Source organism: Pseudomonas sp. HLT2-19-2, assembly GCF_054898005.1.
On sequence record NZ_CM142712.1, the window covers coordinates 5,110,683 to 5,136,130 of the forward strand.

General features: G+C 58.7%; 20 protein-coding genes and 1 riboswitch. Of the genes, 9 read left to right on the plus strand and 11 right to left on the minus strand.

What is annotated here, in order from left to right:
* Window positions 1-41: 41 nt before the first annotated feature.
* A complete protein-coding gene (locus ACYZTU_RS23945) occupies window positions 42-1,178 on the minus strand; it encodes an acyl-CoA dehydrogenase family protein (RefSeq protein ID WP_347803343.1) in 1,137 nt (378 codons plus the stop codon).
* Between the two features lie 244 nt (window positions 1,179-1,422).
* On the opposite strand from ACYZTU_RS23945, the gene ACYZTU_RS23950 reads away from it, so the two are divergent.
* The 5 genes from ACYZTU_RS23950 (at window position 1,423) to ACYZTU_RS23970 (ending at window position 7,795) form a co-directional block, all read left to right on the plus strand.
* Window positions 1,423-2,319: a GlxA family transcriptional regulator gene (locus tag ACYZTU_RS23950; RefSeq protein WP_461971142.1), complete on the plus strand. Its 897-nt coding sequence runs from the start codon at window positions 1,423-1,425 to the stop codon at window positions 2,317-2,319.
* Between the two features lie 157 nt (window positions 2,320-2,476).
* A complete protein-coding gene (locus ACYZTU_RS23955) occupies window positions 2,477-4,423 on the plus strand; it encodes a flavin monoamine oxidase family protein (RefSeq protein WP_461966034.1) in 1,947 nt (648 codons plus the stop codon).
* Between the two features lie 200 nt (window positions 4,424-4,623).
* Window positions 4,624-5,511, plus strand: coding sequence for a nitrilase family protein (locus ACYZTU_RS23960; RefSeq protein ID WP_461971144.1), 888 nt, complete (start codon window positions 4,624-4,626; stop codon window positions 5,509-5,511).
* A 16-nt stretch (window positions 5,512-5,527) separates the two neighbouring features.
* A complete protein-coding gene (locus ACYZTU_RS23965; RefSeq protein ID WP_461966036.1) occupies window positions 5,528-6,736 on the plus strand; it encodes a hypothetical protein in 1,209 nt (402 codons plus the stop codon).
* Between the two features lie 78 nt (window positions 6,737-6,814).
* Entirely contained in the window at window positions 6,815-7,795 is a 981-nt protein-coding gene (locus ACYZTU_RS23970; protein ID WP_461966038.1) for an asparaginase, read from the plus strand.
* A gap of 75 nt (window positions 7,796-7,870) precedes the next feature.
* Here ACYZTU_RS23970 and zapE read toward each other — a convergent pair whose 3' ends face one another.
* The 3 genes from zapE to ACYZTU_RS23985 all read right to left on the minus strand — a co-directional run bounded on the left by zapE (window position 7,871) and on the right by ACYZTU_RS23985 (window position 11,065).
* Window positions 7,871-8,965, minus strand: coding sequence for a cell division protein ZapE (gene zapE / locus ACYZTU_RS23975; protein ID WP_461966040.1), 1,095 nt, complete (start codon window positions 8,963-8,965; stop codon window positions 7,871-7,873).
* A 90-nt stretch (window positions 8,966-9,055) separates the two neighbouring features.
* Entirely contained in the window at window positions 9,056-10,411 is a 1,356-nt protein-coding gene (locus ACYZTU_RS23980) for a tryptophan--tRNA ligase (protein ID WP_461966042.1), read from the minus strand.
* Window positions 10,412-10,435: 24 nt separating this feature from the next.
* A complete protein-coding gene (locus tag ACYZTU_RS23985; RefSeq protein ID WP_461966044.1) occupies window positions 10,436-11,065 on the minus strand; it encodes an alpha/beta hydrolase in 630 nt (209 codons plus the stop codon).
* A gap of 144 nt (window positions 11,066-11,209) precedes the next feature.
* On the opposite strand from ACYZTU_RS23985, the gene ACYZTU_RS23990 reads away from it, so the two are divergent.
* Complete coding sequence (locus tag ACYZTU_RS23990; protein WP_461966045.1) at window positions 11,210-11,644, plus strand: Z-ring associated ZapG family protein; 435 nt, start codon at window positions 11,210-11,212, stop codon at window positions 11,642-11,644.
* 84 nt (window positions 11,645-11,728) lie between these two features.
* Here ACYZTU_RS23990 and ACYZTU_RS23995 read toward each other — a convergent pair whose 3' ends face one another.
* From ACYZTU_RS23995 to ACYZTU_RS24025, 7 genes are all read right to left on the minus strand, one after another.
* A complete protein-coding gene (locus ACYZTU_RS23995) occupies window positions 11,729-12,445 on the minus strand; it encodes an OmpA family protein (RefSeq protein ID WP_449643053.1) in 717 nt (238 codons plus the stop codon).
* A 117-nt stretch (window positions 12,446-12,562) separates the two neighbouring features.
* The gene (locus ACYZTU_RS24000; protein ID WP_010458191.1) at window positions 12,563-13,204 is read right to left on the minus strand and encodes an MBL fold metallo-hydrolase; all 642 of its coding nucleotides are present in this window, start codon (window positions 13,202-13,204) and stop codon (window positions 12,563-12,565) included.
* Window positions 13,205-13,290: 86 nt separating this feature from the next.
* Window positions 13,291-16,029, minus strand: a complete 2,739-nt coding sequence (locus ACYZTU_RS24005) for a LuxR C-terminal-related transcriptional regulator (RefSeq protein WP_461966047.1) — start codon at window positions 16,027-16,029, stop codon at window positions 13,291-13,293.
* 245 nt (window positions 16,030-16,274) lie between these two features.
* A complete protein-coding gene (locus tag ACYZTU_RS24010) occupies window positions 16,275-17,639 on the minus strand; it encodes a DUF1329 domain-containing protein (RefSeq protein ID WP_461966049.1) in 1,365 nt (454 codons plus the stop codon).
* 27 nt (window positions 17,640-17,666) lie between these two features.
* Entirely contained in the window at window positions 17,667-19,604 is a 1,938-nt protein-coding gene (locus tag ACYZTU_RS24015) for a DUF1302 domain-containing protein (RefSeq protein ID WP_461966051.1), read from the minus strand.
* A gap of 335 nt (window positions 19,605-19,939) precedes the next feature.
* Window positions 19,940-21,622, minus strand: coding sequence for a fatty acid--CoA ligase (locus tag ACYZTU_RS24020; protein WP_461966053.1), 1,683 nt, complete (start codon window positions 21,620-21,622; stop codon window positions 19,940-19,942).
* Between the two features lie 243 nt (window positions 21,623-21,865).
* Window positions 21,866-22,495, minus strand: a complete 630-nt coding sequence (locus tag ACYZTU_RS24025) for a LysE family translocator (RefSeq protein ID WP_461966055.1) — start codon at window positions 22,493-22,495, stop codon at window positions 21,866-21,868.
* Between the two features lie 92 nt (window positions 22,496-22,587).
* On the opposite strand from ACYZTU_RS24025, the gene ACYZTU_RS24030 reads away from it, so the two are divergent.
* The 3 genes from ACYZTU_RS24030 to ACYZTU_RS24040 all read left to right on the plus strand — a co-directional run bounded on the left by ACYZTU_RS24030 (window position 22,588) and on the right by ACYZTU_RS24040 (window position 25,433).
* On the plus strand, window positions 22,588-23,553 hold the full coding sequence (locus ACYZTU_RS24030; protein WP_461966057.1) for a 2-hydroxyacid dehydrogenase: 966 nt from the start codon (window positions 22,588-22,590) through the stop codon (window positions 23,551-23,553).
* Window positions 23,554-23,587: 34 nt separating this feature from the next.
* Complete coding sequence (locus ACYZTU_RS24035; protein ID WP_461966059.1) at window positions 23,588-24,586, plus strand: methyltransferase; 999 nt, start codon at window positions 23,588-23,590, stop codon at window positions 24,584-24,586.
* Between the two features lie 49 nt (window positions 24,587-24,635).
* Window positions 24,636-24,760: riboswitch (yybP-ykoY riboswitch) on the plus strand.
* Window positions 24,761-24,848: 88 nt separating this feature from the next.
* Window positions 24,849-25,433, plus strand: a complete 585-nt coding sequence (locus tag ACYZTU_RS24040) for a TMEM165/GDT1 family protein (RefSeq protein ID WP_461966061.1) — start codon at window positions 24,849-24,851, stop codon at window positions 25,431-25,433.
* Window positions 25,434-25,448: the final 15 nt, after the last annotated feature.

The window sequence follows — 25,448 nt, forward strand, 5'->3', positions numbered from 1 at the left end:
CTGATCGTTCCCACGCAGACCAGAGCGTGGGAACAATCGTGTTACAGCGACCGAGCAATAATCTCCTTCATGATTTCATTGGTGCCGGCATAGATCCGCTGCACCCGCGCATCCGCCCACGCTCGGGCGATCGGGTACTCCCACATGAACCCGTAACCGCCATGCAACTGCACGCACTCGTCGAGCACCTTGCATTGCAAGTCCGTGCCCCAATACTTGGCCATCGCCGCTGTCGGCACGTCGAGCTTGCCTTGCAGGTGCAGTTCCAGACAACGATCGACAAAGACCCGACCGATCTGAATCTCGGTCGCCATCTCGGCCAGTTTGAAGCGGGTGTTCTGGAAGTCAGCGATCGCCTTGCCGAATGCCTTGCGTTCACGGGTGTAATCAAGCGTCCATTGCAGCGCAGCTTCAGCCGAAGCAAGCCCGCCAATGGCAACGGTGAGACGCTCCTGCGGCAACTCCTGCATCAGGTAGGCGAACCCCATCCCGGCCTGACCCAACAGGTTTTCCTTGGGCACCCGAACGTCCTGAAAGAACAGTTCCGAGGTGTCCTGAGCCTTCATGCCAACTTTTTCCAGGCGCTTGCCCTTGGCGAAGCCAGGCGTGTTGGCTTCCACCAGAAACAGACTAGTGCCCTTGGCGCCGGCCTTCGGATCGGTCTTCGCCACGACGATCACCAGGTCAGCGAGAAAGCCGTTGGTGATGAAGGTTTTCGAACCGTTGATCACGTACTCGTCGCCATCCAGCACCGCAGTGGTTTTCACCCCTTGAAGGTCGGAACCGGCGCCTGGCTCGGTCATGGCAATGGCGGTGACCATCTCCCCGGACACCAGCTTCGGCAGGTATTTGTGTTTCAGCGCTTCACTGCCGTAATGCAGGATGTAAGGCGCGACAATGTCCGAATGCAGGGAAAAACCGATACCGGTCAAGCCGAGACGCCCCACCTCTTCGATCACCACGGCGCTGTAGAGAAAGTCCGCTGCCAGCCCGCCGTACTCTTCCGGCAGGTGCGAACAGAGCATTCCCGCCTCCCCTGCCTTGTTCCAGAGTTTGCGGTCGATATAGCCCTGCTTCTCCCATTGCCCGTGAAACGGCACCGCTTCTTTTTCGAGGAACGTTCGGACGCTGTCGCGGAAAAGTTCGTGCTCGGAACTGAACAAGGTTCTGGGGATCATGCGGCACCTGTCGTTATTGTTAGAAGGGATTGACCTTCAGAGACTAAGCCTCACATCCGATACAGGACACTGGACACATCAGACAAAAAATAAGACGATCCAGCCGTCTGGTGACCACTTTCCCCTATAAGAATAAAGTTGAATTATGTCTAACCAAGTCTCCACGCCCTTGCGGCGCGTCAGCATCCTGGCTATCGACCGGGTTTTCGCATCCACCCTCATGCAAGCCAAGGATTTCTTCCACCTGGCCAGCCTGCGTTACGGCAAACAACTGGGCCACGGCCTGACTCCAGCGTTCGAAACTCGCCTGGTCAGCCCCGACGGCAAACCGGTGAACAGCTTCAGTGACGTGATCATGCCGGTGGACGGCGGTCTGGAAAACGCCGACATCATTGTCCTTCCAGCCTTCTGGGACGATTTCGACACCCTCTGCCAACGTTATCCACAGGTCCTGCCTTGGTTGCGCCAGCAACATGCTCGCGGCGCCGTGCTCTGCGGCGAAGCCACCGGGGTGTTCTGGCTGGCCGAGGCCGGGCTGCTCGACGGCAAGGAAGCGACCACTTACTGGCGCTTCTTCAATGCGTTTGCCGAACGCTTCCCACGGGTTCAGCTCAATCAGGACAAGCACCTGACCGACGCCGATAACCTGTATTGCGCTGGCGGCACCACCTCGGCCTGCGACCTTTACATTTACCTGATCGAACGCTTCTGCGGCGCCAACGTTTCCCAGGCCGTGGCGCGGGACATTCTCTATGAAGTGCAGCGCAGCTACTCGCCGGGACGCATCGGTTTCGGCGGTCAGAAGCTGCACCAGGACGTGATCATCCTGCAGATCCAGCACTGGCTCGAAGAACACTTCGCCGACAAATTCCGCTTCGAAGACGTGGCTCGCGAACACGGCATGAGCATCCGCAATTTCATGCGGCGCTTCCAGACCGCCACCGGCGACAAGCCGCTGCATTACCTGCAACGACTGCGTATCGAGACCGCCAAGGGCTTGCTGTCTGGCAGCCGCAAGAGCATCAAGACCATCAGCTATGAAGTCGGTTACGACGATGCGAGCTTCTTCGCGCGGTTGTTTCGCCAGCACACCGAGCTGTCGCCGAACCAGTATCGGCAGCAGTTTCAGCAGGCTGCGTAGGCCCAATACTGCAGGGATCCCTTAGCCGGAGCCCTGCAGGTCTTTTCCCACGATAAAAAACGAAAAAAGAGTAGCTGCGAGCCTTACTTGCCTCCTATACGCTGCGCGTTCAGAACCTCAACATCGTCCCTGAAAACACCATCAGGGACGATCAACAGTGACTATCGGATCAAGCTACAACTACCCCTCCTATGCCGCCAAAGATGCCGCTCGCCCAAAACGCTCGGCGGAAAACAAGTGGAAGGCCCGTTTCCCCAACCCGCCAGACTTGTGCTTCGACTATCGAGCATTGGTTGAACAGGAAAACGGCATCGCCAAGGCAACTGACCCGCAACATAAAATTTGCATTATTGGCGCCGGCGTTACCGGACTGACTGCCGCCAGAGAACTTTATCGTTGCGGGTTCACCCATACCACCCTCATAGAACAATCCAGACGCATAGGCGGCAGACACCTGACTGTCCCTGGAAGCCCGAACTCGGCGATGAGTCATACACCGTTTGAAATGGGGGCCATGCGCATGCCCTTCTTCAACCGGGCGGACGAGTCACCGACAGAAGGCCGGTCGATGATGGCTTACTACGCCAAGGCGTTCGACCTGGCGTTCTCAGATTTTGCCAATCCCGGAAGCCAATGGGTCACTTCGACCGGGATCTATCTACGAGAGGGCAGCATGGGCGACGGACCGGCTCCGCAGATGTTGATCTGGAAAAATGAAGATGGCCAGACACCACCTCCCGGTGAAGAACTGCAAAAGGTTTATGCAAAGTGGAAGGCCTTTGCCGATCGCATGACCCGGCACGTCGCAGAGGTTTACGCCAGTCAGGAATGGGAAGCCATGTGGGCCGCTATCGTCGAAAAATACGAGAGCGTTTCGTTTCGCGACCTGGTCAGCATGCCCGCCCTGCAAGCTTGGGATGAACGCTCACCGGGGGACTTTGGCGGAATGGGAATGTCCGCGCAGGAGTCCGCGATCTTCTATGCCATTGGCATCGGCGACGGTAGCTGGGGGGCCTTTTACGATGTCTGCTCCCTTTATCCCCTGCGCACTGCCATTTTTGGATTCAGCAGCCAGCTGCAATTGATCCATGGTCGGGTCGACTCAACGGGCGATCCGCTGGATTCACCCTGCCTGCACAACGAAGCCGTTTTAGACTCAAGGGGGCTAAGTTTCGACAGGCCACGCTACATCGGACTCGCAGCGCTGGACGAATGCCTGCTGTTCATGAAAACCGACGAAACCGGAAAGTCCTTCTACGAACACTGCCGGGAAAGAAACAACGGTTTGCTCATGGACTCATCCGTTACAAAACTTAAAAAACTGACGAACCAGAAAACGCGCGTCTACTACAACTCGAAACATAGCCAACCCGAGCAAATCCAGGAGCACTACGATGACTTTGATTCGGTCATTATGACCCTTCCCTCCTGGCTGATCGAAACTCGCATCAAGCTTGAAAACTTCACACCACAGATGCTGCCGTTCGAGACGATCAATGCCTTTAAAACCGCGCACTGGGAAACCAGTTGCAAAGTCTTCGCACCGTTAAAAAAATCCTTCCTTTCGAAAAACAGCAAAATCCCGCAAGTCATCATCACTGACAGCTTCATTCACGACGTCTACACCTACCGCTACAACGATAACTACAGTTACGACTGCATTCTTTTAAGTTACACATGGGAGGATGACGCCACCAAACTGGCCTCTTTCACCGACAAGGAACTGGTGAACACGTGTGCCAAAGAGCTGGACCGGATCCTTATGCATTCCGCCAATATCCAGGAGAAAATCACTCCCTACATTGGCTTGGATCAAGCCGTGGTCCAACGTTGGATCACCGATAAAAATGCGCTGGGTTGTGCAAAGTTATACCGACCCGGCACCTACTACGACGCCGTCAGCCTAATGAAGTACAACCGGGACTTCGCGCATGTTTCAGGTCTGCATTTTTCCGGGGAGTCGTTTTCAGTCGATGCTGGCTGGACCGAGCCGTGCTTTCGGGGCGCCGTCGATGCGGTCATTCATATTTGCAACAAAACCGGCGCAGCCTTCCATGGCGGTTTTTCCATGAGCGACTATCCGCACTATAACGTCAGAACCTGATCAACTTCCTTGGCTTGGAGCCATGCACGACGTGCATTGGCTCTACTTTGGCGACCCTCCTGCCAAGCGCCTCGCGCAGTCATCTTGGGATACGGACTACACCCTAAACGGAATTAGCTGACTTACACGCTCTCGCCGATTCGACTCTCATAAGCACGCAATTAAACAGCGTGAATAACAATAAAAAGAGGTCATCGGGAATGAGCGAGCCAACAAGCCCTGTTCGTGTAGCAGTCGTGCAATTCGATCCACAAGTCGGCATGCAAAATCGCGAAGCAAATCTGCGTAACAGCCTGAAACTAGCGTTGGAGGCGGCAAATGACGGTGCGAATCTCATCGTCCTGCCCGAGCTTTCAAGTACAGGTTACTTCTTCGAAACCCGGCAGGATGCGTTCGAGCATTCGGAGGCCGTTCCCAGCGGACCGAGCGTGCAGAGCTGGATGGACTTTGCCCGCCAGCACAAAGTTTATCTGGTCGCCGGTTTGACGGAGCGCGACGGCATGCAGCTGTTCAACACCGGCGTTCTTGTCGGGCCTGACGGCTTCATCGGCAAGTACCGAAAGGCACATTTGTGGAATCTGGAAAAATTGTGGTTCACGCCGGGCGATCTGGGCTTCCCGGTTTTCGATACCCCCATCGGTCGCATCGGGTTGTTGATCTGCTGGGATATCTGGTTCCCGGAAGTACCGCGCATTTTGAGCCAGCAAGGCGCCGACATTATTTGCAGCCTGAACAACTGGGTCTGGACCCCGCCGCCCCTGTTCGATGACGCCGGCAAGTGCATGGCGTCGTACCTGACGATGACGGCGGCTCACGTCAACAATGTGTTTATTGCGGCGGCGAGCCGGATCGGCGAAGAGCGAGGTGCACGTTACCTGGGTTGTTCGCTGATCGCGGGCACCAACGGCTGGCCAATTGGCCAAGTGGCTTCAGCGGACAAGCAGGAGATCCTGTTTGCCGACATCGACCTGACCAGCTCGCGCAGCGCGCCCATCTGGAACAACTTGAACGATTTACATCGCGATCGTCGAGCTGATCTCTACGATCAAATGCTCGGTTACACCCAGCACTCTTGTCTGCCGCGCTGATAAGGGGGCATGACCGATGGAAACCGCAAACGAAAAACCGCAAAACCGGCTTGCCGCCAGGTCGCCGCTGGATACGGCGATCATCTGGCTGATGCTCGGCACGGCACTGTTGATCATCTGGCTTTCATTCACCTACCGGACATCCTGGTCAGCCCATTGGCCAGACTACAGTCACATGGTATCTAGCCTCCCGGAGCCGAGTGCCTGGTTGCGCTGGGTCCTGGGAGACATCAGCGAGGTTGCGTTCTACAAACACGAGTTCGCTTCGATCGGACTGCTTGCAGGCGCCTATTTGGCCTACTGGGCGAATCGAACGGGAAAAGCCTGGCAAGGCTTTACCATTTGCTATGGCAGCGGATTATGGCCGTGGCTCGTCACCAGCTCGTTGCTTGGCCTGTTGCTGAGCAACCTTCTGTGGGGCTGGACGGTGACGGCCACCAGTTGGCAACCCACGTTTGCCGCCTTTGTTTCATTGCCAGCGGCGATGGTGCTGATGTTTGGCGGCGGCTGGAAGGTCACGATCAATGGCGCAATCATGGGCGCCGTATTCGTCACTCCGATGTGCTTGTTGATCGTCAATTACGTCTGCATTCCCCTCGGATTGCCAGCTGTGATCGGCAACGTCACGGGCATGGCGGTCGCCAGCGTCGGCGCTTTTCTGCTCTGCCGTTACCTGCCGAGCCTAGTGAAGTCCGACCCACTCAAGAAGCCGTCCGCCCCTGTGCCCGCACCCGTCATCACCAAAACGCCGGACTATGGCGTCGTGTGGAGTCTACGCCGGGTGTTGGCCGACTTTTCGGAAGCGCCGTTCTTCGGCAATGAATGGGCCAGTCTCGGCTTGATCGCGGGCGCCTTGCTGGCTTACACCTTGAACCCGACGAGCCCGGTGTATGGCACGGGCTTGCTGCCGCAACTGATCGCCGCGCAGGCGTTGACTTCGGCGTTAGGGGTAGTGATTTGGCGTCGGCAATGGATATTGCGCGGCTGGTATCCCACCTATGTTCCGTTGGTGTCTGTCGTGCCGGCGGCCGTTCTGACGTACGGTGGCAGCTGGCAGGTCATCGCCTCAAGCGCACTGCTGGGAGCACTGATTGCGCCACCTTTGGCGTGTGCGATTGCCAAGCGGTTGCCGGCCGACATGCACGGTTTCATCGGCAATGTACTGGCCATGGCCATCAGTACGTTGCTGATCATTCCGTTTATCGGACTGCTGATAGCCAGCTGACGAACGTCGCGATTGGGCTGTATCACGGACTCAAATCCGGATACAGCCACTTTTCATCACAAGCAAATGAGGTATCACATGGACCTGCCCAAACTGGCCATTGCGGCGCTCGGCGGCACCGTGAGCATGCAAGCCAGGAACGCTGGTGAAGGGGTGATCCCGACCGTCAGCGGCGAAACACTGCTGGCCTCGGTGCCAGAGTTGGCGCCCTTGGCACGGGTCACCGTAGAAACGCTCGGACTGTTACCCAGTGCCTCACTGGATTTCGACTTTTTGCTAAGCGTCCTTTCATGGGCGAATGTTCAAATCAGGCAAGGTGCGATGGGTGTTGTCATCACTCAAGGCACGGACACCCTCGAGGAAACCGCCACATTTTTTGACTATTTGTGGGACCACGACGAGCCGTTGGTCCTGACCGGAGCCATGCGTTCGGCAGCCCAGGCAGGGGCCGATGGTCCGGCGAATCTGCTGGATGCTTGCCGGGTTGCACTGGCTGAAAGCAGCCGTCAACGAGGCGTTCACGTGGTGATGAACGGACAGATTCATTCAGCGAACGCCGTCCGCAAAACCGACTCATTGGCATTGCAGGCGTTTTCCTCCCCTATCGTCGGTCCTGCCGGCATGCTGATGGAAAACACCGTCAACTATCTGCGCCTGCCAGTCCGGCGCAGGGTCTTGCCGTTGCCACAGCTGACCACACAGAAGATTGCCCTGCTGGAAGCGTCGCTTTGCGCCGATACCCTGTTAATCGAGAACATCCTCGAACTGGGTTACGACGGGCTGGTGATTGCGGGTTTCGGTGCAGGACACGTTGGCGCGAGCTGGGCCGATGTCATTGAAACCATCGCCAGAAAAATCCCTGTCATCGTTGCCACCCGGACAGGTTCCGGCTCCACGGCTCAATCGACCTACGGATTTATTGGCAGCGAGATGGACCTGATCAGTAAAGGTGCATTGATGGCTGGATTTCTCTGTCCACGCAAAGCCCGAATCCTGCTGTGGCTGCTCGTCGGCTGCCAGCGACAAGATGAACTGGCACGCTTTCTCGTTCAAAACTGACACACAGCGCACAAAAAAAGGGCCTGCAATGCAGGCCCTTTTTCATTTTTCAAAATGTCCTACTTTTTTATCGCTCTATGGCCTGTGCGCCCGGGACAGGAACTCGTGGGACTGCATTTCCAACAGACGGCTGAGGGTGCGCTGGAACTCGAAGTTCAGGCGCCCGCCGGTGTAGAGGTCTTTGAGCTCGACTTCAGCGGAAATGATCAGCTTCACGTTGCGGTCGTAGAACTCGTCGACCATGTTGATAAAGCGCCGGGCGATGTCGTCGGTGGTGACGCTCATCTGCTCGACACCGCTGAGCAACACGGCGTGGAAGATCTTGCCCAACTCGATGTAATCGTTCTGGCTGCGCGGGCCATCACAGAGTTCGCGGAAGTCGAACCAGGCCACGTCATCACAGGTGCGCAAGGCACGGATTTCGCGATTCTCGATTATCAGCACGTCGTTTTCGATGGCTGCCGTGCATTCCGGCGTCAGGGCGCGGAAGCTCTTGCGCAAGCTTTCATGGGATTCATCGTCCAGCGGGAAGTGAAACAGCTCCGCTTGTTCAAGGTGGCGCAGACGATAATCGACGCCGCTGTCGACATTGACGATGTCGGTGTTCTGCTTGATCAGCGCAATGGCCGGCAGGAAGCGCGCACGTTGCAGGCCGTCCTTGTACAGACCGTCCGGCACGATGTTCGAGGTCGCGACCAGGGTCACGCCGTTCTTGAACAGCTCTTCCATCAACGTGCCGAGGATCATCGCGTCGGTGATATCGGACACGAAGAACTCATCGAAACAAATCACCCGGGCTTCGTCGGAGAAGCGCTTGGCGATGATGGTCAGCGGGTTTTTTTCGCCGCTGAGGGTCTTCATCTCTTCGTGCACGCGCTTCATGAAGCGGTGGAAGTGAGTGCGGACCTTTTCCTTGAACGGCAGCGCTTCAAAGAAGGTGTCGACCAGATAGGTCTTGCCGCGACCGACGCCACCCCAAAAGTACAGACCCTTGACTGGCGCCGCGTCTTTCTTGCCAAACAGTTTGCCGAACAGACCCGGTTTGCTGTGCGAGGCCGCGACCAGATCGTCGTACAGGCGCTGCAAATGGCGCACCGCAGTTTCCTGCGAAGCGTCATGGAAGAATTCCGGGCGTTTCAGATCAGCTTGATATCGTTCTAGGGGCGTCATAATTCGTTAGCAAGGCAACAAAAACGGGCCGTCACTGTAGCGACGGCCCGTGGGAATGGCAATCGGCCCTTGGTCGGACCGAGCCGTTGATTATTCCTGAACCGGGGTCAGGGCAACCCGCAAGGTGTCGATGGCGACGTCGCGAGCGGCGTTGTCAGCAAAGGTCGGGCTGTCAGCCACGCACTCACCTTCCAGCCAGACGCTGAAACTGCGGTCTTCACTGCGCACATCCAACGGCTGACCCGATTGCAACTGCTTGGTCACTTGACCTGCGGTTTTGCCGTCGGCGAAGTTGCGCGACAACAGCAGCTGCTCGCCATCGGCCGCCAGCAGACGGAAACGGAAACTGCTGTCTTCTTCGCGGAAACTGACAAAACGCGCGGCTTTCGCGGTTTTCTTCTTGGTGGTGGTCGCGACTTGGGTCTGAGCAACGAAAGAGCGCAGGCCAACCGCTTCACGCAGTTCGTGGAGGAACGGTGTCGCCACCGAGCGGGCCTTTTTGGCGCCGATCTGCAGGATGTCTTCCAGGTCTGCCGGGCGTTCAATCAGCTGGTGATATCGCTCGCGGGACTCGCCCAATTCATTGTCCAGCAGCTGGAACAGACGATTCTTCGCCTCGCCCCAACCGAGGCCCTGCAGCAGTTCGCTGCGGAATTCGTCGGACTGCGCTGGGGTGGCGAAGGCCTGGAACAAGGTGAACAGGTGCGAATTGTCCGGATCTTTCGCCTCGCCTGGCGCACGGGAGTCGGTGACGATCCGCGAAATGGCGTCCTTCATTTCCTTGGCGCTGCTGAACAACGGAATGGTGTTGTCGTAGCTCTTCGACATTTTGCGACCGTCGAGGCCTGGCAGCGTCGCGACGCTTTCTTCGATCAGCGCCTCGGGCATGGTGAAGAATTCTTTGCCCTGACCGAACAGGTGATTGAAGCGCTGGCCGATGTCACGGGCCATTTCCACGTGCTGGATCTGGTCACGACCGACCGGCACCTTATGGGCGTTGAACATCAGAATGTCCGCCGCCATCAGCACCGGGTAGCTGTACAAGCCCATGGTGATGCCGGCGTCCGGGTCTTCGCCAGTTTCAACGTTCTTGTCCACCGACGCCTTGTAGGCGTGGGCACGGTTGAGCAGGCCCTTGGCGGCAACACAGGTCAACAACCAGGTCAGCTCGGGGATTTCCGGGATGTCGGACTGGCGATAAAAGGTTACGCGGTCCACGTCCAGGCCACCGGCCAGCCAGGTCGCGGCGATTTCCAGACGCGAGCGCTGGATGCGCAGCGGGTCATCGCATTTGATCAGGGCGTGGTAGTCGGCCAGGAAGTAGAACGAATCGGCGTTGCTGTCACGGCTGGCGACGATCGCCGGGCGGATGGCGCCGGCGTAGTTGCCCAGGTGCGGCGTGCCGGTGGTGGTGATGCCGGTGAGGATGCGGGTACGAGTCGTCATGGGTAATCGCTTGTCAGACTGCAATCAATTCGAAAGACGCGGCAGGATCAGATCCTTGAGATCGGTCAGCTTGCCATGAAAAAAGTGTCCGCATTCTGCCACTTTCAGCAGCTCATGGGGGCGCTCGAGTTTGTCGGACCAGTCGTAGACAGCTTGCGGATCGATCACTTCGTCGGTTTCCGGCTGGATCAGGGTCAACTCGCCTTGCTGCGGCAGTTGATCCTGATCACCCAAGCGCATGACCGCTGGCGCAACCATGAACAAATGCTTGAGCTGTTCGCCCTTGGCTTCCAGTCGTCCGCCGAGACTTGCTGCAACAAAACCGCCGAAGGAGAAACCGAACAGGGTCAACGGCAAGTCAGGATGTTTGGCCCGCAGCCATTCGGCGACCGCTTGAGCATCGTCAACTTCACCCGTGCCCATATCGTGGGTGCCTTCGCTGGCACCGACGCCGCGATAATTGAAGCGCACAGTAATCAAACCGGCATCGCGCGCGGTGCGCTGCAAGGTCGAGACGACTTTGTTGAGCATGGTGCCGCCCTGCACCGGGTTAGGATGGCAGATCAGCGCCAGGCCGCGGGGCTGCTCGTTTTCAAGATAAAGAGCTTCCAGTTGGCCGACCGGGCCATCAATCTCTACAGGGGTTTCGCGCATAAGCAAGGAAGGAACTCCGTGACCTCAAATCGGGTCGACTCGTCTAGCAAATTGTCTGTGCCAATCTATTGCGAGTGAATCGCGGTATACAGCGCAGGTTCGAGCCGTTAACGTAAAGCAAAGCCGTTTATAGAGGAAGGACTCGTGGAACACTCGCTCTTAGTTTGGTTGTTGCCGACTCTTGCCCTGGTTGTGGGTGTCGCCATTGGATTCCTGATCGCTCGCCTGGTGCCGAATGCCGCTCCTAGCAGCACACAACGTCAGCTGGATGACGTTCAGGAACGTTTCGACAGTTATCAGAACGAGGTGGTCACCCACTTCAACAGCACTGCAACCCTGGTCAAGAAGCTGACTCAGAGCTATCAGGAAGTGCAGGATCATCTCGCCGAGGGTGCCAACCGTCTGGCCCTGGACGAGCAGACCCGTCAACGCTTGCTGGCCTCCCTGCACGCCGACACTGCAGTGGCCCCACGGGAACGCCTGACGCCGCCGCGCAATCAGGAGCCGCCTCGTGATTACGCCCCCAAAGCCCCGAACGCGCCGGGCATGCTCGATGAGCATTACGGCCTGAAGAAGTAATCAGGTTTCGCGCAATACAAAAAAGCCCGCCCGATCTGTTGAGGATCGGGCGGGCTTTTTTACGCCTGGGGTTCAGTCAGGCTGTTACTGGTACTGCTGAGTCGGTTGCTGATATTGCTGACCCGGAATCGCCTTCAGGTTGACCTCGACCCGACGGTTCTGCGCCCGGCCATTGACGTCGCCGTTGCTGGCAATCGGGTTATCCGGCCCGGCACCGCGAGCCGACAGGTTGGCACCGCTCACGCCTTGCGACGTCAGGTAGGTCGCCACGCTCTGGGCACGACGCTGGGACAGGTCCATGTTGTGCTGGCGGCCGCCAGTGCTGTCGGTGAAACCGACGATCTCGATCTGGTTCTGACTGAACTCCTTGAGCGAGCCTGCCAGATTGTTCAGCGGCTGGTAGAAACTCGACGCGATGTTCGCCGAATCGGTAGCGAAGGTGATGTTGCCCGGCATGATCAGTTTGATCTGATCGCCCTGGCGCTGCACTTCCACCCCGGTGTTGGCCATGCTGGCGCGCAGCTTCTTCTCCTGCTGGTCGGCGTAATACCCGTAACCAGCGGCGGAAGCACCGACCACGGCAGCGCCAATCAGCGCGCCCTTGCCACGGTTGTCGTGACCGATGGCGGCGCCGGCCAACGCACCGGCCAGAGCGCCGAGGCCGCCGTATTTGGCGGTTTTACTCATGCCCGTGGAGCCACCGTCGGCCTGACCCTGATTGTCGTAAGGGTTAGGCGAGGCGCAGCCAGACAACAAGGCCACGGCAGTAGCGACAATAATCAAACGACGCTTGGTGAACATGAAGAGCTCCTGATTTTTGCATTCTGTGGTGCAACGGACCAAGGCATTAAACCTTTGCGGGCGTTGGATCATTGCGGATGAAAAAAATTCCGCGAGGCGTCCTCCCAACTGCAGAAATCAGGCCCGCACAAAAGGGTTCTCGCGCATTTCGTCTCCCAGACGCGTGTCCGGACCATGCCCGGTCACCACCGTCGCCTCTTCATCGAGGGTGTACAGCCGCTGCTTGATCGACCGCACGATGGTCGCCTGATCGCCACCCCACAAATCCGTGCGCCCTACCCCGCGACGAAACAACGTGTCACCGGCAATCAACAGCTTAGCCTCTGAAAACCAAAAGCTCATGGAGCCCGGCGTATGACCCGGCGTGTGCAACGCTACGCCGCAACCGCACGCCAGTTCTTCATCATCGGCCAACCAGCGATCCGGCGACGGCACCGGCGTGTAAGGCACACCGAACATCTGGCACTGCATCTCCAGGTTGTCCCAGAGAAATTGATCTTCTTTATGCAAATGCAGGGTTGCGCCGGTTTTCTCCTTCAACTGACCGGAAGCCAGGAAGTGATCGAGGTGCGCGTGGGTGTGAATGATGCTGACCACCTTCAGCCCCAGAGCGTCGAGCCGCGCGAGGATCAATTCGTGATTGCCACCAGGATCGACCACGATCGCCTTTTTGGTGATCGGATCGCCGATGATCGTGCAGTTGCACTGCAACGGGCCGACGGGGAAGGTTTCGCGGATGAGAGTGGGCTGCTGGGACATCAGGGCATGCTCGATAAACGGGGATGGGCAATTTTCGCACACATTTGCATCGAGTCATTTGCGGTCATGCACTTCAAAAAAATGCGCTACCCCAACACCCCCAGCTCCTTCGCCCTGGCGACCGCCTGCGTACGCCGTTCCACCCCAAGCTTGCTGTTGATATGGCTGGCATGGGTTTTCACCGTGTGCAGCGAAATAAACAGTTGATCGCTGATTTCCTGATTTGAACAGCCCTGGGCGATCAGTCGCAGGACGGCCATTTCGCGCGCACTGAGTTGTTCCGTCGTGGCGGATGACTCCGCTGCGGGACGGGCTGTCACTGCCGGAAGTTTTTCTGAAAGGCTCAATGAAACGGGGGTCGGCACACCGAGTTGAAGTTGGTTACGCAGCCAGTCCGGATGTTCAGCCAACAGCCCCTCAAACGGTTGCAGCACCCCACCGGCCGCCGCCTCCAGGGCTTGAGCCAGCGCTTTGCGGGCCTCGGGTTCGCGCCCGCCCCCCAGCAACAACGTCACTTTCTGAGTCAACGCCATCACGCAGAGCATCTGCCTGCCGGTTTGCTGCCCATGCTCAAGCAACGCATTCAATCGTCCTTCGGCCAGCATCGGCTGCCCTTGAATGACCTCCAGCAAGGCCTGCTGCAACTCGATATGCAGCGGCAGTTGCGGATGGAACTCCGGAGGCGCTGCAGCGTGTTCGCCGTTATAGGTCTGGCCCAAGCGAGCGAGCCAGGCTTCGGCCAGATCGGTGCGACCCTGGGCTAGCCAAAGCTCGCATTTGACCAGCGTAATCATCGCCAGGTAGTAAATCGGCGGTACGTCCCAGATGTGCATCAAGCGCTCGGCTTCGGCGAGTTCGGCAAAGGCTTTGGCGAATTCGCCACTGCTGCCCTCAAGCCTGGCAATCACGCAGTGACCGATCAATACGCTGATGTCGCGACAGGCTCGTGCTTCACTCAAACCGGCTTGCAAACGTGCCCGTGCGGCTTGCGGTTGCAAGCGCAGGGCCAGTAAAAAGCCCTCGTACAAGGTCAGTCGGGCGCGCACCGCATAGAGCCGTTGCGGGGATAACTGTTGCAGGCGTTGCAGGCCCTGACGCACTTCATCCAGCGAACGAAGGATTTCCCCTCGCGCTTGCAGCACGCGAGCGCGGTCGTAATGGGCCAGCGCTTCGAACAGCGGGTTGCCAACCCGTTGCGCCAACTCCAGAGACTCACGGTTCAACCCGCGTGCGCGCCACAAGTCGCCGTCGGCAATGGCCAGGTTGGACAGGGTCGAGAGGCACACCAGGCGTTGCCCGTAGCGTTTGGCCGGCAGGCTCTCCTGCGCTTCGGTGCAATAGAGCAACGTCAGTTCGCGATTGCCGCGCCCGCGAGCGATGATTCCGCTCAGGGCCAGCCATTGCGCCAGCATTGATTTCTGCGCAGTGGCTGACGGGGCCGGCAGGAAGCGGCTCAAATGACTGGCCAGTTCCTCCGCGGCGTCCAGCTGACAAGCCAGCCCCAATGCCCAGCTGTACAGCACGATCAGCCGTGGCGTGCTGATCAGCAGGCTGTCGGGCAAGTCCATTTTCCAGCGCAGCAACATGCCGACGTTCTGTTCGGCCAGCAGTTGTTCTTCGGAGAGGTTCTGGACCAGGTTCGCCGCGACATCCAGGTGCCCGGCACGCAACGCCTGCTCGACCGCCTCATCGAGCAGCCCCTGGGCATTGAACCATCGACAGGCGCGCAGGTGCAGGGTGGCCGCCGGCACGATCGCCTGCGCGGGAGGCCGGGTGCGCAGCAGGTCTGAAAACAAATGGTGGTAGCGATACCAGTGACCCTGTTCGTCCAGTGGCACCAGGAACACCTGATGGGCCAGCAGAAAACGCAGGATCTCGGCACTGTCATGGGCTTCGCGAACGGCGTCGCACAGTTCGCTGCAAAAGCGTTCCTGGGGTGCGGTGTCGTAAAGGAATGACTGCACCTCGGCGGGCAGACAATCGATGACTTCTTCGAGCAGGTAATCGCGGATCAGCCCTTCCCCGCCATGCAGCGACTGCGGCAAAGCACCCTGGGTGCCCGCTTCGGACGCCGCCAGTAGCCAGAAACGCAGTCCGGCAACCCAACCTTCGCTGCGCTGGATGAGGCTCTCCAGCGCTTCGCCGCGCAAGGAACTGCTGTGACGATCAAGCAGGGTCAAGGCTTCATCGTGAGTCAGGCGCAAGTCTTGTTCATTCAACTCGAGCAGTTGCCGTGACAGCCGCAGGCGTGCCAGATGCCAGTCCGGCCGCTGCCGACTGGTGACCATGACCAGCAAGCCGTCGGGCAGATGATTGAGGAAAAATTGCAGGCAGCGATCGAGCACCGGGCCCTGCGCCAGATGGTAGTCATCAAGCACCAACAGCAAAGGCGTACTCGATGCCAGGTGCACAGCCAACTCATCGAGCAAACCGTCCAGCCATTCTTCAAAGGCAAACGGCTGATGCCGCTGCCGCATTTTCAGCAGGCCCAGAAACTGGCTGCCGAGTTGCGGATAATAGTCCTGGAGGCCTTCGAGCAACCGCTCAAGAAAACGCCCTGGATCGCTGTCTCGCGGACTCAACCCCAGCCACAGACTTTGCCAGTGAGCCGGCAAGCCCTGACAGAACTCCACGGCCAACGAACTTTTGCCAAACCCCGCCGGTGCGCTGACCAGCAACAGCCTGCCACCGAGCCCCGCACTCAGGCGCTCGCACAGACGAGGCCGCAGCACATGGCCGTCGGGCAACGGAGGCCGAAAAAAGCGCCCGTCCAGTGCCGCGACGGCAACGCTTGCAGGGCCCGGGTGTGGGGACAGATCAGTCATGGCCGGCTCTTGTTTGAATGGCGGTTGGCGGCGTTGCAGATGTCCGCAGCCTAGCGGTAAACGAAGAGGGAATGAAGGTTATTGCTACAAATGACTACAAAAAGAATACAAGCAAAGGTATCGGTAGAACCCGACAGCCACGCCTGACCTGAATTGACCGCTACAACGATCGTTATGAAATTCAAAAAAAACGCCCCGAACCAGTCGGGGCGTTTCTCGAGGATGCGGCCTCTGTTCAGTACCGCTTAGCGAACACCCTCTTGGCGCAGCGCAGCCGGAGTGAAGTCGCTGGTGGTGGCGGTGAAGCCGAAGTCATACGCCGATTTCTCTTCGTTCTTCATGCCCAGTGCCAGGTAGCGACCCGATTGCAGGTCGTACAAGGTTTCCAGGGTGTACCACGGCACCTGAACGTTGTAGTAGTTCTGGGAGTGAGCTTCCGCCACACGCCACAATTGATTACGACCGTCGTAGTGGTCGATCACGGCCGCCTGCCAGGTGTCTTCGTCAATGTAGAAGTCACGCTTGGCGTAGATGTGACGCTGACCTTCCTTCAGGGTTGCGACCACATGCCAGACCCGGCGCAGCTCGTAACGAGCCAGGTCCTGGTTGATGTGACCGGCCTTGATGATTTCGTCGTACTTGAGTTGAGGTGAGTCGAGCTTGTAGCTGTCGGAGGCGATGTACATCTCTTTCTTGCCTTCGAGCTTCCAGTCGTAACGATCCGGCGCGCCGTTGTACATGTCCAGGTTGTCGGAGGTACGCAGGCCGTCCGCCGCAGTACCCGGCCCGTCATAGGACACTTGCGGCGCGCGACGCACGCGACGTTGACCGGCGTTGTAGACCCACGCCGAACGCGGCTCCTTCACCTGGTCGAGGGTTTCGTGTACCAGCAGCACACCACCGGCCAGACGTGCCGGCGCGGTCACTTTCTGCTTGAAGTAGAACAGGATGTTGCCCGGGTTCGCCGGATCGTAATCCTTCATCTTGTCGCGGAACACGAACTGGTCCTGGAAGTACACCAGGCTGTACGAGCCATTCGGTTGTGGCGTGGCCTGGGTTACCAGGCGGGTCACGCTGCCACCGCGATAGCGGGTGATGTGGTTCCAGATGACTTCAACGCCGGTCTTCGGGATCGGGAACGGAACTGCGGTTTCGAAGTTTTCCAGGCCGTTGCCGCCAGACACCAGGTTGGTGCTGGTGGCGTTTTTCTTGATGGAGGCAAACACGGCATCCGGCACGGTGGCGCCGCGATGGGACGGGTAGACCGGGATCTTGAAGGTTTCCGGGTAGCGCTTGAACATCGCGTACTGGCCCGGTGCGAGCTTGTCCTTGTACTGGTCGACGTTCTGCGCAGTGATGGTGAACAGTGGTTTTTCACTGGCAAACGGGTCAGACAGGAAACCTTTGCCGTCGACAGCGCCGGCGTTTTTCGGCAATGGTTTCCAGGCCGGAATCGAACCGTCAGCATTGCCGGCCATTTCGGCGCCCATCGGGGTCAGGCTCTTGCCCAGTTTGTCCGCTTCGGCCGCAGGGACCGCCGCCATCACGCCGGTCGCCAGCAGCGAAAGCCCCAGAACACCGACTTGGAACAGACTCTTGGTTATTTTCATAGGTGTGTTCGTCCTGATAATCAGTGCTTAGAAGTTCACGCCGAAGCTGAGCGCAACGAAGTCGCGGTCATCCACGGTGGTGTACTTGCCGTCGAAGAAGTTGGTGTACGCCAGGCTCGCGGTGTAGGTGTTCTGGTATTCGGCATCGACACCCAGGCTCACTGCTTTGCGACCTTCCTCGAAGTTGCCGCCAGGGCCAGGCGAGTAACCGCTCACGTCATGGGACCAGGCCACGTTCGGCTTGAGGTTCACGCCGGCGAATACGCTGTTGTATTCCCAGATGGCACGACCGCGGTAACCCCAGGAGTTTGCGGTGGTGAATCCGTCGTTTTCACAATAGCGGCTCACGTTGTTTTGTGGTCCACCGGCCAGGGTGCCGCTGTTCAATGTCTGGCACTGACCACCTGGCAACGGGCCCGGGCCGTAGCTCGGGTCACGACCGTAACGCGCTTTGGAAGTGCTTTCCAGACCGCCAACGTGAGTAAAGCCGACCTCGCCCACCAGGGTCAGTCGCTCGGCGCCCATCACCTGGTCGAAGAAGTGAGTAAGGGTCGTCTGGAGCTGGGTCACTTCCTTGCGGCGATAGCCCTGTTGATCCTGCCCTGGCGTACCCTGGAGCACGGAAACGTTAGGGTTCAGAGGCGTCAGGCCGGAAAAGAGAATGTCGGTGGTGTTGAGCTGAACCGGCGCATTCGGCCGATAGCTGACCTCACCACTCCACGCAGTACCTGTCGGTAACGTGGTGGAGAAGCTCAAGCCATACAGGCGAATATCTTCAGGGTACTCGACGTAGTAGCTGGAGTTACCGGCCACATTCAATGGCAACAAGGTCGGTGCCAGGTTACGCGCGACAGCGAGAGGAACACCCCTGGCCACCAGCGAGCCCACCAGGCCCGCCGCGCTGTAAGCGCTCGCCGGAGCACCTTTGCCGCTGAAAATCGGCGCACGGCTGTGGTAGTTCATGAAGTAGGCGCCGAACTCGGTGTCCAGCGGATCGAACATGTATTTGAAGGACACGCCAAATTGACCGCTGTCACGGGCATCGCGATCCGGACCGCGACGAACGATTACACCTTCATCCGGGTCACCCCAAGTCACGCCCCTGGCAGCCAGGGTGTTGATGCTGGCATTACGCAGCGAAGCCGGTAGCCTCGCAGCCGTCAATGCGCTGTTGAGTCCGTTACGGGTACGCAGTACCGCCAGGTTGTTGTCACAACCATCCGAAATCACGTCCGGTTGCGAGAAGAAGGTGCCGCAGTTGTCGGTAACGGTCTGGTCCCATTCAAGCTGATAGAAGGCTTCAGTCGAGAGGTTCTCGGTGAGGCTCTGCGAGACGTAGAACATGTTGACCGGGATCAGACCTTCCTTGATCTCGGCACCTGGACGACGGAACGCGGACACGTCGATCGGGTTGATCGAGTTGATACCGCCGCCGATGAAGGTACTTTCACCCCAACTCACTACTTGCTTGCCCAGACGCACGGAGCCCGGCTGATCGGCAACGGAGTAGTTGTGGTAGACGAAAGCGTCGAGAATCTGGCCGCCGGAGGACTTGGCGCCTTCCTTGCGGTTGCTGTCGCTGATGTCCTTGAAAGGACGGCTTTCGTCCTTGAGTTCGAAGTCGTACCAGTATTTGCCACGGACGAAAACGCCAGTGTCGCCGTATTTCAATTCAAGGTCATGGATGCCCTTGAAGATCTTCGAGAAGGTTTTCCCGCTCTCGAAGTTCAAGTGACCGTCATCGGAAGTCTGGGAGAGGCCGCGACCACCGTTGTTGACGCCGATGAGGTTCTTGTTGGCACTCTCGGTAGACCAACTGGCTCCGATCGACAGGGATGAGTCGAACTGACCTTCGATTTCACCAACGTTGAAACTGACGCCGAATGCTGGCCCGGCGAGCGTAGAGGCAAGACTGACCGCCAGGGGCAGTTTAGCCCGGCGCCAGAACTGGTTTACTGATGTCATCGACGCTACTCCATGTGCATTATTGTTATGGCAGTGAGTACTTCTAAAAACGCTGTGGATGACTGGAAGCCAAAGGGTCTCTAAGTCATTCCAAAGATGCATCGCCCCGTTTTGTGCGTTTGCTCCGTTCTTAAAAATCCTTGAGCGGACTATAGCCAGCAGGTAGTACTGCTTGATCCCTCTAAAGTGTGATTTGCAGCTGCCAGCCACTCTGGAACAGTCCTTTGCCAAGCCGACGCCCGTCGGCCCGGCAAGGATGGCTGAAAATTCAGATTTAACAAGCCAAGCGCTTGCTTGGTGGGGCTGGCGTGCCTTTCGGGCACGCCAAATGACACTTAAAGCGTCGAGAGGAACGTGCTGTTGTTGGCTTGCCATTCGGTGATGTCGACGCGAATACGCTTCTTGTCGAGCTTGCCGACACTGGTCTTGGGAATTTCAGTAACAAGAGCGATCTGGCTCGGGATGGCCCACTTGCTCAGATGCCCCAATTCCACGAATGGCTTGAGGTGCTCCTTCAGCTCCTTCGCCCCGATCACATGGCCTTCGCGGACCACCAGCAGTGCAAACGGACGCTCGCCCCACTGCGGATCGGCAATCCCCACCACTGCTACTTCGCGTACCGCAGGGTGGCGACTGATCAGGTCTTCCAGGTCCAGGGAGGAGATCCACTCGCCGCCGGTCTTGATCACGTCTTTGATCCGGTCGCGAATATCGATCACTCCCATGCTGTCCAGGGTCGCTACGTCACCGGTGTGCAGCCAGCCCCCGGCCCAGAGCTCGGCGCCCTTTTGCGGTTCGTTAAAATAACCCTCGGTGAGCCACGGCGCACGCAGCACCAGTTCGCCTTGGGTCTCGCCATCGGCGGGCAGGAAGTTGCCATCGGTGTCGACGATCGCCGCTTCCACCAATGGCCCCGGCACACCGGCCTTGATCCGATACGTGGTGCGTTCGTCTTCGGTGCCGGCCATCAGCTGGTCGTTGAGGTGCGCGCACGAGATCAGCGGTCCGGTTTCCGACATGCCGTAAGCGGCGGTCAGCTGAATGCCATTGGCCTTGGCGGCTTCGTACAACGTGCGGTGCAACGCACTGCCGCCGATCACAATTTTCCAGCCACCAAAGTCGGTACCTTGCGCGGCCTTGGAATTAAGGAGCATTTGCAGAATGGTTGGCACGCAATGGGAAAAAGTGACCTTCTCCTTGCGCCACAGCTCCACCAGATATTCCGGGTCGTAACGGCCGGGATAGACCTGCTTGAGCCCGAGCATGGTCGCCACATACGGCAGGCCCCAGGCGTGCACATGGAACATCGGGGTGATCGGCATGTAGACGTCGTTGGTGCCCAGCAAACGCACGCTGTCGATGGCACCCATGATGGTCGACACGCCCATGGTGTGCAGCACCAGTTGCCGATGGGTGAAATACACGCCTTTGGGATTACCGGTGGTGCCGGTGGTGTAGAACGTGGTCGCGACGGAGTTTTCGTCGAAGTCCTGGAAGTCGTACTGCGGGCTCGCGGCCGCCAGCAACTGTTCGTACTCGCCGATGAGGTTCGGCAAGTCGGCGGTTTTTTCCGGCAGGTCAGTCAGTAGCAGGGTTTTTTCCACCGTGGTCAGGTGCCCGGTAATGGCCTGGTACAACCCGACGAACTCGCTGTTGACCAGCACAAAGCGGTCCTCGGCGTGGTTCATGGTGTAGAGGATCTGTTCCGGTGACAGGCGCACGTTGATGGTGTGGATCACCGCGCCGATCATCGGGATGGCGAACATGCATTCCAGATAACGATGGCTGTCCCAGTCCATCACCGCCACGGTATCGCCAGCCTTGACGCCGGCGGCCGTCAGCACGTTGGCCAGCCTTGCAACCCGTTCAATCAGGGTCGGATAGCTGTAGCGCAACTGGTCGCGGTAAATGATCTCGCGGGTTTTCTCATAGCGAGCGCCGGACATCAGCAGCCGTTTAATCAGCAGCGGATACTGGTAAGCGCCTTCGGCTGGGGGGATAACGCGAGTCTGCAACATAAGAGTCCCTTTTCTGACTGCACGGTCGTGGCTGAAAGTAAGCACTCTAGTGCCCTTGGACGCCCGCCAAATCAGCCAAAGGAATGATTTATAACCTCGGACAAATGCTAGCTTTGCGCCAGCCTTTGCACGAATTCGCCGAACTCCCCCCTTTTTAGGAGCTGGCTTGCTGGCGAATAAGACGACGCGGTTCGCCAGACACACCGTCTTCGCTAGCAAGCCAGCTCCAAGGGCTGCGATCGATCAATGCATCTCGGTGAACGCGAGTTTTACACCGATGGCGATCAGCACGGCGCCCATGGTCCGGTCGAACCAGTGGCCCATGCGGGCGAAACCGGCGCGTACGCGTTGCTGGCTGAACAGCATCGCCACCAGGCAGAACCAGAAAGCCGTGGCCGCCGCGAGGTAAACCCCGTAACCCGCCTGCACCGCCAACGGCGTATGCGGATTGATCACCACGGTGAACAACGACAGGAAGAATAGCGTGGCTTTCGGGTTCAGACCGTTGGTCACGAAACCCGACGTGAAGGCGCCGCGAGCCGTGCGCTCGCCCGCTTCTTTATGCAGATCGTCAGCCACCGGTTTGGCCGGTTGCGTGCGCAGGGCCTTGAAGCCGATGTACAGCAGATAAGCGGCAGCCGCCCATTTCAAGGCGTTGAACAGCACGATCGACTGGGACACGATCAGGCCGATGCCGAGCAGCGAATAGCCAACGTGCAGGAAAATCGCTGTGCCAACACCCAGCGCCGTCCAGGTACCCGCTTGACGACCGTGGGTCACGCTTTCACGCACCACCACCGCAAAATCCGGGCCGGGGCTGGCCACGGCCAGCAAGTGAATCAGGGCAACGGTCAAAAACTCTGTCCAGTACATGGGGGGATCCTTTTGGCCAAGCGTAACTGTTTGTTTCATCTGGTAGGCTCGGCAGATTACGCCTTCAGTTCACTGCACAAAAGGTACAGTTGATGACGAACACTCACCGCGCCGTTTTCCTCGACCACCCGTCCCTGGACCTGGGCGACCTCGACCTCAGCCCGCTGCAAGAGTGTTTCAGCGACTTACAGCTTTTCGCCCAGACCACGCCGGACCAGGTGATCGAACGCCTCAAGGGCGCCACCGTTGCCATCAGCAACAAGATTCTGATCGACGCCGCCGCCATCGCTGCCAGCCCCGAGCTGAAGCTGATCCTGATCGCCGCCACCGGCACCAACAACGTTGATCTCGCGGCTGCCCGCGCCCACGGGATTACCGTCTGCAACTGCCAGGGTTACGGCACGCCGTCGGTGGCGCAGCACACGATCATGTTGCTGCTTAATATGGCAACGCGCCTGGCCGATTATCAAAAGGCTGTCGGCGAAGGTCGCTGGCAGCAGGCGAAACAGTTCTGCCTGCTGGATTACCAGATTGTCGAACTGGAAGGCAAAACCCTCGGTCTGCTCGGTCATGGCGAACTGGGCGGCGCGGTCGCACGACTGGCCGAAGCCTTTGGTATGCGCGTACTGCTCGGACAGATTCCCGGGCGCCCTGCCCGGCCGGATCGCTTGCCCCTGAATGAGCTGCTGCCGCAGATAGACGCGCTGACCCTGCACTGTCCGCTCAACGAACACACCCGCCACTTCATCGGAGCCCGTGAGCTGGCCTCGATGAAACCTGGTGCGTTCGTGGTTAACACCGCGCGCGGTGGTTTGATCGACGAACAGGCATTGGCCGATGCCTTGCGCAACGGTCACCTGGGTGGTGCGGCCACCGATGTGTTGAGTGTCGAGCCGCCGACCGCCGGCAATCCGCTGCTGGCCCACGACATTCCACGGCTGATTGTCACCCCGCACAACGCCTGGGGCAGTCGCGAGGCTCGGCAGCGAATCGTGGGCCAGTTGACCGAAAACGCTCAGGGATACTTCAGCGGTAAAGCGCTGCGGGTCGTCAGTTGATAAACTGCGGCACTTTTTTTCACAGGAGCAGATTATGGATCCGCGCAGTGAAGTACTGCTTCGTCAGGCCGAGTTATTCCAGGGTTCTGTGCTGATGGCCGGTTTGCCCGCCGATGACCTGCTAGGCCGTCTGCCCGACGCTCATGGCTGGTGCTGGCATGCCGGCGATCAAGCAGCGCTGGACGCCCGCTTCGCCGAGCGCAGCCATTTCGGTGTGACTGTATCGGAGCGCGCGTTTGACACCGCCGTGGTGTTTCTGCCCAAGTCCAAGGACCTGACCGACTACATCCTCAATGCCCTCGCCTCAAAACTGGCCGGTCGTGAACTGTATCTGGTGGGTGAAAAACGCAGTGGCATCGAAGGCGCGGCCAAGCAACTGAACCCCTTCGGCAAACCGCGCAAGCTCGACAGCGCGCGGCATTGCCAGCTCTGGCAGGTCACCGTGGCCACTGCACCAGAAGCCAAATCGCTGGAAAGCCTGGCCGAGACGTATGAGTTGCCGCTGGCCGAAGGTCCGTTGAAAGTCATCAGCCTGCCGGGCGTGTTCAGCCACGGGCGGCTGGATCGCGGCAGCGCGTTGCTGCTGGAACATCTCGATAAGTTGCCGAGTGGCCATTTGCTCGACTTCGGTTGCGGCGCAGGCGTTTTGGGTGCGGCGGTCAAGCGGCGTTATCCACACAACCAGGTCACTTTGCTTGATGTGGATGCGTTTGCCGCTGCCAGCAGTCGTCTGACCCTGGCGGCTAACGGCCTCGAAGCGGACGTGATTACCGGTGATGGCATCGACGCTGCACCGATGGGCTTGAGTGCAATTCTGAGCAATCCACCGTTCCATGTCGGCGTTCACACCGACTACTTCGCCACCGAGAACTTGCTGCGAAAAGCAGCCAAACATCTGAAAAACGGTGGCGAACTGCGCTTGGTGGCGAACAGCTTCCTGAAGTACCAGCCGCTGATCGAAGAGCATCTCGGGGTGTGCGCAATCAAGGCTGAGGGACAGGGCTTCAGAATCTATCGGGCCAAACGCGGCTAGGCATTCTTTTAAAAAGAGGCTTGCCCAATCGGATTTGCCTAGGCAGAATCCGCTCCGTCCTAGGGGAGTAGTCTCCCACGAGCGCCATGCTCGTCCGGCATACGTCAACATACTTGGTCAACAGACCATGGCGTATGCGACCCAAGCGTCCGCATCAGACGGATCGCAGGGTTTGACAAGACCTATGACACGAACACCTTACCCGGGGCGGGAAGGCTGTACGTGTCATAGCCGTGTCGACCCGCCCCTTAGGAAAACCCTGATGCTGGATTCATTTCTCGTTCCCACCGCAATCGTTGCCTTGGCCGAAATCGGCGACAAGACGCAACTGCTCGCGCTCATTCTCGCCGCTCGCTTTCGCAAACCCTGGCCGATCATCGCAGGTATCGTCGCTGCGACCCTGGCCAACCACGCAGCAGCCGGTGCGGTAGGTGCCTGGGTCGGTGGCTTCTTCTCGAATGCGATGCTGCACTGGATCCTCGCCGCGAGTTTCACCGCGACGGCGTTGTGGACCCTGGTGCCGGACAAGATGGACGACGACGAAGCCAGCACCGCCCGCAAGTTCGGACCGTTCCTGACCACGTTGATCGCGTTTTTCCTTGCGGAGATGGGCGACAAGACCCAGGTCGCCACCGTGATGCTCGCTGCGCAATACCCGGAACTGTGGCTGGTGATTATCGGCACCACCGTCGGGATGTTGATTGCCAACGTGCCGGTGGTTTTGGCGGGTAACTTTGCCGCGGATAAATTGCCGCTCACCCTGATTCGTCGCCTGGCGGCGTCGGCGTTCTTCATCCTCGCCATTGTCGCGGTGTACAAGGCGATGCAGAGCAGCGGGTGGGTTTGACGCGCTAAGCAGATC